The following is a 9,432-nucleotide window of genomic DNA, read 5'->3' as shown; positions in this document are numbered from 1 at the left end:
TTTATAAATATATTAAGTTGTATAAAAATAAGTATATGAAAATCTTCAGAAGACGACTCTACAAAAGAGGATCCAGTATGGAAACAACGATTCCAGCCCCGCTCTTGTTTGAGTGCGATCCTGCAAAAAAGTACGATGTTCTCTTTGAATTTGACCGAGAGAAAAAACGTTGGTACATTCGGTTCGAAGAGCGTCCAAAAAAGGGGGAAAAACAATGAAAATAACATTCCATGGCGGTGCAGGAGAAGTTGGAAGATCTTGCATCGAAGTCAAAACACAAGAAGCAACACTTCTACTCGATTGCGGACTCAAACTTACCCCGCAAGGATCAGAATACCCTGTAGGTGTAACTAATTACAATTTTGATGCTTGCATTATCTCTCACGCACATCTTGATCACACAGGAGGCCTACCTCTCTTCAAACACCGCGGTATGAACTGTCCGATATACTGTACAAAAACAACCAAAGAAATTACCAAAATACTACTCGAAGACGCTTTCAAAATCGGAAAGCATCAAGGAGTTGAACTTGTTTACAACGCTGAGGACATTTACGACTCGCTCGATGTGATGAAACTGGTAAAGCCAAGGGAACAAGGAAGAATCTTTGATACACATTTTGAACTCATCCCCGCAGGACACATTCCTGGATCAACATCAATACTCCTTACCACACAGCAAACATCGCTGCTCTATACAGGAGACATTAAACTCAAAGACACACAACTCATGAGAGGAGCAATACCCAAAAAAGCAGATGTCCTCATCTGTGAAGCAACCTATGGAAACAAAGAACAGCCAAACAGAAAACAATCAGAATCAATACTCATAAACGAAATAAAAAACACACTCAAACGAGGGGGGTGTGCTCTCATATCTGCATTTGCCGTCGGACGAATGCAAGAAATTCTGCTCATTCTATCTCAAGAGCACTTCAATGTTCCCATCTACATTGACGGCATGGGCAAAAAAATCAATCGTGTGATAAAAAGAAATCCTCAAAGCATCAAAAACTACTCTGCTTTCAAAAAAGCACTTGCAAGAGCAAGCGAGGTCAGATCTCCAAAAGCAAGAAGATCGCTTTTGCAAAGACCCTGCATTATTATCACCACTTCAGGCATGCTAACAGGCGGGCCAATCATGGACTATCTCAAACATGCGTATGCAAACCCTAAACACACAATCTTTCTTACAGGATACCAGGGAGAAGGAACAAACGGTCGCATGCTCTTAGAAGAAGGAACCATTATGATCGACGGTGTTAAAAAACAACCACTTTGCCGAGTAGTTTCTCTTGAATTCTCTGCGCATGCAGATATGGTTGAACTCAAAGAAATTATCAAACGAGTTTCTCCAAAAATTCTCATTCTCAATCATGGCGATCCTGAGGCAATTAAAGAGCTTGAAAAATGGGCGAAAACACTCGATTTTGAAGTCGTAGCCGCAGAACTCAATAAAACAATAGAGGTGAGAGAATGAAATATCGCTTACGTGATGTAATTGGCTCATTAGACTATTTTGAGCTTAAAAAAATGGAGCAGGACCTTAAAGAAGGAGGACACCATCTCAAAAAATTTCTCAAAGAAGAACTCCAAAAACGAGAAAACAATCACGAGAAAATATGTGCTACGTGTCACGCAGAAATAAACCCTTCAGCAACAAAAACATACACCTTGCTTTTTGGACCAAAAGACTTCCTCAAAAAAGCAAGTTTTTGCGCAACAGACTGTCTCAAACAATTCATCGAGCTCATTGAAGAAAAAAAGAGGTTCTAAAAACATGGATGTAAAAAGATTTATCACTCGGCAACAATACCTGCACAAGATCTACATAGAACAAGTAACATTCTCGCGTATGCGAGATCTCACCTTTAAAGCAAACCGAAAAGAGCACAGACCATATGACATACTCAAAGTGCTCACCCTGATGCAGTGAAGGTTTCAACAATACTTTCAGGGTATCTCATCGTAGCAGTACTACTCCTGGGGTGGCTCTTTGATAATATTCCGTTTGCAGTAGCATTCAGCATTACCTATGTGACACTCTTTCTACTGCAAAAATACCTCACGTATCACGAACACCCCCTTGAATCAGGACTCTTCTACTTTCTAAGTGTATGGTTTCCTGCATTTATTCTCTTCACACTCAAAAAAGACCCCTTTACTATAATAATATTCATCATACCTCTGTTCTCTTTCTTCGTAGCAGCAGTATCGCACGTCTTCAAAAACAAGTCAATAAAACTTTCCTCTCTCTTCTTCGATTTTACTGTTACTCATTACGTTGCTCTTTCGCTCTCCTTACTACTCTTTGCCATACTCTCAACACATATACTCCCACCACAATATACTATGCTCACCTTCATTGCAACGATTATTGCACCCTGCTTGTTCACCTACAAATTTATTTTACGACTTCTCTACAACCTCTCGCTAGAAATCAAGAACACAGCACAAGCAATTTTCCACGCATTACTTTTAGCACTCATTCACACGCTACTCTTCATACTCGTTCTTAGTGTCACCTATGCTCTTGCAGTAACGATAACGATGCAATCAATTGAAGCACCACTACTTACTCTTCAAGAAGATGTGAGCATAAAAGAAAGAACGTTTGACGCAATAGAACAAATAGAGAAAATAACTGGTTCTTTACAAGTACTAGATGAAATTAAACAAGAGGTTGAGGCACAACCGCCTCTAAGAGAACAAAGAGATCTCCAACAACAAATCATACATGTACTCAACGATAAATGGATCTACGATCTGCAAAACATCTACTACGGATCAATGAGGCCAGCTCTTAATCTCAAAGCATTACAATCAACACTTCCAAGACTTGGAAAAACTCAGGTGAGTCGCGAAGAAGTAGAACATTTGTATGCCAAGAAATTGACATCTCCTGTGAATCTAGAATTCATAGGTCTTGACATCGTCCTGAATTCAAATCATCTAGAATCACAACCCCAACAAGCATCCCCTCTAGAAACTGTTCTCTTACACACACTCAACAAGAGCATTCTCCTGCGTGAATTCTCTTTATTAAACACAGATCTACAAGAAGATCTTCGCATAGCCCCAATAATAAGACATCTCTACGAAAATCGTAACGTAGCAGAGTCTTCAGCAAGCAAGGAACTACGCTACGCATTACTCTACGCATATCTCACCGATGGAAGCATACAACAAACCACTTGAACAACTCTTAGAAGAACTTAAAACAAGCAAAGAGGGTCTCACGCAGTCTCAAGCTGATGCTCGACTTAGACAATATGGTCTGAACACCCTCAAAGAACAAAAAACACAAAGCCCACTACTTTTGTTTCTAGGACAATTCTCCTCTCCTGTAGTTTGGATTCTCATAGGTGCAGTTATCATCTCTGCATTTTTGGGTGAAATCATTGATGCAACAGTAATTGCAATCATTCTCATTCTCAACGCAATTCTTGGTTTTTACCAAGAGTTCAAAGCGGAAAAAGCAATTGAGTCTCTTAAACGCCTAGAAGCACCACATGCAAAAGTACTTCGCGATGGAAAAGTACGAGTTATTCCCGCTTCTCACGTTGTTCCAGGAGATATCCTGATTCTTGAAAGTGGAGATAAAGTCGTCGCAGATGCAAGACTCATTGAAGAAACAGAACTCAAAGTACAAGAAGCCGCACTTACTGGGGAATCAGTTCCTGTTGAGAAATCTGCTTGCACGCTTAATGAGAAACTAAGCATAGGAGATAGAGTAAACACAGTGTATGCAGGAACACTTGTTACTAACGGAAGAGCAAAAGCAGTTGTTTATGCAACAGGAATGAACACTCAGATCGGAAACATCGCACAGATGATCTCGCAGGCAGAGCCAAAAACAACACCTCTGCAACGACAACTTGCTCGTCTAGGAACCTGGCTTGGAAACATCACCCTGATGATCTGTCTTGTTGTTTTTATCGCAGAATATCTTCAAGGAACATCAGTTCTTGAAGCATTACTCGTAGCAGTAGCTCTTGGAGTTGCAGCAATACCTGAAGGCCTTCCCGCAGTAGTTACTATTTCCCTCGCACTTGGCGTTAAACGGATGATTGCAAGACATGCGCTTACAAGAAAACTCCCTTCCGTTGAAACCCTTGGTTCAACAACCGTGATTTGCACTGACAAAACAGGCACCCTCACCCATAATGAGATGACCGTAAGAAAAATATGGGCAGAAGGTGAAGTTATCCGAGTTTATGGTTCGGGGTACAATCCAGGAAACGCAAGAATCTCTAACGAAAAAGCACGCAAAGTACTTGAAATTGGAGCTCTTAACAACAACGCAAGTATTGACACACAAAACTGGTCCATCATTGGAGACCCTACTGAGGCTTGCCTTCTCACAAGTGCGATGAAAGGAGGAATGGACCCCCAGAAGATTCAAGAAGAATATGTTCGTATAGATGAAATTCCTTTTAATTCTCAAACAAAACAAATGCGAACACTGCACAAAAAAGGAAACAAAAAAATCTTGCTGATCAAAGGAGCAGTAGATGTTCTTATCAACCAGTGTCATTATGTTCTAATGGAGGGAAGAAAAGTAAGACTTACTCCAAAACTCAAAAAAGAAATTCTCCATCAGAATGATCTTTTCGCTCAAGAAGCACTTCGCGTGCTCGGATTTGCGTACAAAGAAGGTGCAAAATCAGTAAAGGACGACAAGGAGATCGTCTTTGCAGGAATGCAAGCAATGATTGATCCTCCACGAGAAGAGGTAAAAAAATCCATAGAGCAATGCGCACAAGCAGGAATTCGTGTTGTGATGATCACAGGGGATCACAAAATAACTGCAGCAGCAGTTGCAAAAGAATTAGGCATTCAAGGAGATCTCCTTACAGGAGCTGAACTCGACGAACTCTCTGACGAAGAACTCTTTGAAAAAGTATATGACATAGGAGTATATGCAAGGGTAAACCCTGAACACAAATTAAGAATTGTTCAAGCATTCAAACAACATGGGGAAATCGTAGCAATGACCGGAGATGGTGTCAACGATGCGCCCGCGCTTAAAAAAGCAGATATTGGAATAGCAATGGGACTCTCAGGCACAGACGTTGCAAAAGAAGCATCTGAAATGATTCTCACCGATGACAATTTCACATCAATAGTAGCAGCAGTTGAAGAAGGACGAAGTATTTTTGATAACATTCGAAAATTTGTGATTTATCTCCTCTCAAGCAATCTTGCAGAAATTCTCACCATCCTTCTTGCAAGTGTTGCGGGCCTTCCTCTCCCTCTTATTGCAATACACTTATTGTGGATTAATCTGGTAACTGACGGGCTTCCTGCTGTTGCGCTTGCAATGGATCCTCCAGCACCAAACATCATGAAAAAATCTCCAAAAGAATATCAAAAGAGCATTCTTGATAATGAGACCGCACTGAAAATCGCATCCACTGGTTTAATCATGGCGATAGGTGTAATTTTCGTATTCAAATACGCGCTAAAACAATGGGACATTACTACTGCAAGAACCATTGCATTTACTTCTCTTGTTGTACTCGAACTTGTAAGACTGTACATCATACGAAAAGAGTTCAATGAATCACCACTTTCAAACAAGTACCTCCTTTACGCGGTGCTCTTAAGTCTCTTATTGCAAGTAGCGGTGTTGTACTCTCCACTACAAGCATATTTTGAAACAACACCTCTTGCAGGAGTGCATTGGTTAGTAATTATCTTTGCCACTCTTTTCGCATACGCGGGATCAAAGTTTTTCAATACACTAACAAGAAGCTATCAAGGCAATTGAATCCAACTCTCCTCAAGAAGTCTAAATGCAGAATTAAACCTAGTAAAATCAACGTCTTGTAGGGAGATCTTAGCATCTATAAAACGTTTAACTGCTTGTTGAAATGACCACCACGTTGAAGATCGCGCTGTGAGCTGGTCCAACCACCAAATCGTAGCACCTCGCGTTCTTTTTTGCTCCTGAGAGCAAGAAAATGCTGAGTAGTGTCTTCGAAGTTGTTGCTTGTCAGGATAAATTCTCTGCAAAGACGTCGTAGCCGCATCAAGAATATCGTTAGCAAGCGGGCTTTGTTGAGGAGAATATTCATGTAAATAATAAAACAGTACTTGCTCTGCTACGGCGTTGTAAAGATCGTTGCGAAACACAACGTGAGAAGGCTGGGCGAGTCTAAACGCACAGTCTCTTTGAGCATATCTTGCAAGTATTTGATTAAGGTAGTCAATGCTTTCCTCTGATTTATACATAAGTTCTGTGAGGATATCTCCCACACCTGCAACAATTCCTTCTTGTCTGCACATGGTTTCAAGAGCATCTTCAAGGTGTTCAGCAATTGCTTGAAGGGTGTTTTCAGCGTAACCAACTCCTTGTTCAAACTGGTATATTTTTGCGTGTGTCATTTATTCAGGCACCTCGCTCTTGGCAAGCACGTCCCAAAAAGGACCTAAATAGTTGTGCGCTTCCTCTCTATCCCCGTATTCAATTGCCTGTTTTGCAAGTGTTAAATGTTCTTGCGCAAGATCCACATACAAGAGTCTCTCCCCCGTATGCCCAACATACGTAATCCACGAAACAAAACCCTGCGCGTATTTGCTTGGGGTTCGTGCAAGTTCTTCAAGCCAAGCATATCGACATTCCAGAAGATGCGGATCAAAATCATACGCGTAGCGCAAGAACTCGCTGATACGCTCACCTACCTGAGTAACAGGATAAGAAATTGTCTCTTCACATCCTTGGTGTGTGGTGTGCTTTAGGAGTGCATAGTGTGTGGCAATGCCCTGTCCGAGAAAATCAAAAACAAATCTTTTTTCCCCCTCATCAAGACCGCTAAGATCGTCAAACTCATATCCTGCGAGTAAGTCCTGAAGGGTGATTAGTTCTCTTGAGTCTTCTATGCGTAAGTAGCGCTCACAAAAGCGCTCAATAGTTGATTCTGATTCTCTTGGTATTCCTCCCTGCACGAGAAACTCTGCCACCATGGTAAGCAAATAATTATGATGCGCCCCCCTCTTAAGAATATCCTTCTTTGAAGGAAGATGGGACTGAGCCTCGCGCAGCTCTTGAAGTTCAAGCTCAAAGTCGCGTAATCGCTGCAAATCAATCACTTCTGCCATGATACTTGCAATGAAAGAACAGCCTTCTTAAAAATACTGGTGAGAAAAAATACTTTTTTTTAGGATGCTCTTGGTAGTAATCCCAGATCACTCATCCTAACAGCAATTTTATATAGTCCTTCTTTTTAGCATTTCATGCAGTGAAGACCGTGAAGACAGTGAAAACGTTAGGGGTTCTGTTAGCAATCCTTACACAGGCATGTGGCGGAAAACCAACAGAAGTAAAACCCCAAGAAGTTCCTTTTTGGCATTCTGCAAAATATCGAGGAATTGAACAGAATGAGCGAGGTCCTCTTGCAGAAACAGAAGTCGTCTCGTACCGAACGGTGGACTTCTACGTCACCCTTTCTCAAAACTGCACTCTTGAAGAAAACATACGCATTATTTGGTGTAGTCACCTTGAAAAAGGAGATACAGCACCCATCTGGCACTCATATGATCCCTACAAAGGATATGATTGCAAAACGCTGAGCGTACTAGAAAAAAATAGGGCGTATGGACTACAATGGGTGAAACGAGTCGATAACGATCCTTATCAAATACAATTCAGACTCGTAGGAGCTGCATTCAAAGACCGCACAATTACTGTTTATAGCTCTAAGAGTACTGATGGTCCATTTACACTTACGGGTGAGCCTGCAAATGATTTACTTGAAAAAGCAGGTCTTCAAAAGAAAACAGATCGTTGCGATGTGGACGCGAAAACAACACTCAACACAGCACAAGGAACTGTTGAAGCAAGACTTGAGAAAATTATTTACGTGAAACATACGGGAGGAGTAATACCCCAAATTCCTTACATTCACATTCTCGGATACAACCTAGAAACAGGTGAAAGGGTACAAGAACGCATAGATGCAGATTAAATTTTCTGTGCTCTTCCGGAGAAAAACATTTATTAGTCCCAGACGTAACACGTGATACGTATCCATCTCGACAGGAATCAAATCAAATGAACCATATACACCAAGCATCTAAAAAAGTAAGAACTAATCACCAAGAACAACAAAACGCGCAAGAAACCTCCGTTCAAAAGAGAGGATTGCAACAGGAGCAAAGAACCTCTCAACAAGTAAAAGAATACATCGAACTCAACGCATTTCTCAAAAGCAAAGGTCTTGCTACAACGGGAGGTCAAGCAAAACTGCTCATAAGATCAGGAGCCGTTAAAGTAAATGGCGTAGTGGAAACAAGAAACAAGAAGAAGTTAAGAGACGGCGACGTAGTTGAAGTTGAAGGGAACGTATTCAAAGTAAGTCTTTCTTAACCTTATCTTAGCCGCGTACTAATCCGTAAAGACCAATAACTCCTAGCATGATTGGAAATAACAAAATCCCAATAATCTTTGAATCTGCGGATAGGTATGTGAGAATTGCTCCAGTAAACATAATGAGTGAAAGAAGAGAGAGTAGCAATGCAAGAGCACTGAGTATTTTTACAAAAATGCCATATCCTTTCGTTCTGAACATCTTCCATTGATCTTTCTTGAAAATGAATCTACCGATGATCCATGAGATGATAAAACTTGCAATTGCATAAAATGGTGCTTGCTTGCTTGCCTGAAAAATAATCGCAGTAAGAATTGCCATGCCAAAGGAGAAAAGAGTGCGTTTTGGTGCTATGCGAAGACCTATGAGTGCTACTGAAATAATACTTGCAATAAAAATAAAGATGATTGCAAGAATAAGTCCAAAAGCAACACCTATTGCTTGTCTTGCTTCTTCACTACACCCCGTAAGAAGAAAAAGTGAGAAGAGTAAGATGAGATACTGTTTGTAACTGTTGTTCATATAACCACGAGGAGTGGTTTTCTTACTTATAAGAATTATGAAAAAACAATACGCTACGCTTTACACTACGTTGAGTAACTTGATTGTGAAAAAAATAAGAAGCAAAAATAAGAAGCAAAATAGGAAGAAAAAATAATTTAAGAGGATGCATCCTCTAAGTTTTTTGCAACTTGTTCCCAATTAATGACGTTGAAAAATGCCTCTACGTATTCTGCACGTCTGTTTTGTCGTAAAAGATAGTAGGCATGCTCCCATACGTCAATGCCAAGGATTGGTGTTTTTCCTTGTGAGAGCGGACTGTCTTGGTTCGGCGTGCTTAGGATTTCAAGATTGCCATTACTTACAACAAGCCATGCCCAGCCAGATCCAAACCGTCCAAGTGCAGCCTCACTGAACTGTTTTTTGAATTCTTCAAAGGAACCAAAGGCGTTCTCAATAGCTTCCCTAAGCGCACCTTCAGGCTCGCCACCTCCATTAGGACTCATAACTTTCCAGAAGAAAGAATGATTTGCATGCCCTCCTCCATTGTTGCGCACCG

At 40.9% G+C, this 9,432-nt stretch carries 11 protein-coding genes; 7 read left to right on the top strand and 4 right to left on the bottom strand.

Going from position 1 to position 9,432, the window contains the following annotated elements; genetic code table 11:
* Window positions 1-35: 35 nt before the first annotated feature.
* The 5 genes from D6774_03660 to D6774_03640 all read left to right on the top strand — a co-directional run bounded on the left by D6774_03660 (window position 36) and on the right by D6774_03640 (window position 5,773).
* Entirely contained in the window at window positions 36-218 is a 183-nt protein-coding gene (locus tag D6774_03660; protein ID RME77699.1) for a hypothetical protein, read from the top strand.
* On the top strand, window positions 215-1,480 hold the full coding sequence (locus tag D6774_03655) for an MBL fold metallo-hydrolase (GenBank protein RME77698.1): 1,266 nt from the start codon (window positions 215-217) through the stop codon (window positions 1,478-1,480). Before D6774_03660 ends, D6774_03655 begins: the two co-directional genes overlap by 4 nt.
* 53 nt (window positions 1,481-1,533) lie before the next feature.
* Complete coding sequence (locus D6774_03650; GenBank protein ID RME77697.1) at window positions 1,534-1,776, top strand: hypothetical protein; 243 nt, start codon at window positions 1,534-1,536, stop codon at window positions 1,774-1,776.
* 156 nt (window positions 1,777-1,932) lie between these two features.
* On the top strand, window positions 1,933-3,198 hold the full coding sequence (locus tag D6774_03645; GenBank protein ID RME77696.1) for a hypothetical protein: 1,266 nt from the start codon (window positions 1,933-1,935) through the stop codon (window positions 3,196-3,198).
* Window positions 3,173-5,773: a cation-translocating P-type ATPase gene (locus tag D6774_03640; protein ID RME77695.1), complete on the top strand. Its 2,601-nt coding sequence runs from the start codon at window positions 3,173-3,175 to the stop codon at window positions 5,771-5,773. Before D6774_03645 ends, D6774_03640 begins: the two co-directional genes overlap by 26 nt.
* Here the strand turns inward: D6774_03640 and D6774_03635 are convergent.
* Window positions 5,761-6,390 (bottom strand): hypothetical protein, encoded by a 630-nt coding sequence (locus D6774_03635; protein RME77694.1) that lies wholly within the window; start codon window positions 6,388-6,390, stop codon window positions 5,761-5,763. The two genes, D6774_03640 and D6774_03635, sit on opposite strands and share 13 nt — an antisense overlap.
* Window positions 6,391-7,104, bottom strand: coding sequence for a hypothetical protein (locus D6774_03630; protein RME77693.1), 714 nt, complete (start codon window positions 7,102-7,104; stop codon window positions 6,391-6,393).
* Window positions 7,105-7,244: 140 nt separating this feature from the next.
* Between D6774_03630 and D6774_03625 the strand changes: the two genes are divergently transcribed.
* Both D6774_03625 and D6774_03620 read left to right on the top strand, forming a co-directional pair.
* Entirely contained in the window at window positions 7,245-7,970 is a 726-nt protein-coding gene (locus D6774_03625) for a hypothetical protein (protein RME77692.1), read from the top strand.
* A gap of 86 nt (window positions 7,971-8,056) precedes the next feature.
* Window positions 8,057-8,371, top strand: coding sequence for an RNA-binding S4 domain-containing protein (locus D6774_03620; GenBank protein RME77691.1), 315 nt, complete (start codon window positions 8,057-8,059; stop codon window positions 8,369-8,371).
* 7 nt (window positions 8,372-8,378) lie between these two features.
* Here D6774_03620 and D6774_03615 read toward each other — a convergent pair whose 3' ends face one another.
* A complete protein-coding gene (locus D6774_03615) occupies window positions 8,379-8,894 on the bottom strand; it encodes a hypothetical protein (protein ID RME77690.1) in 516 nt (171 codons plus the stop codon).
* A 137-nt stretch (window positions 8,895-9,031) separates the two neighbouring features.
* A partial coding sequence (locus D6774_03610; GenBank protein ID RME77689.1) for a superoxide dismutase occupies window positions 9,032-9,432 on the bottom strand: 401 nt, incomplete at its 5' end.

This window comes from Candidatus Woesearchaeota archaeon, from assembly GCA_003695435.1.
Taxonomy (GTDB): domain Archaea; phylum Nanobdellota; class Nanobdellia; order Woesearchaeales; family UBA11576; genus J101.
This window is presented reverse-complemented; position numbering and strand designations above follow the sequence as displayed.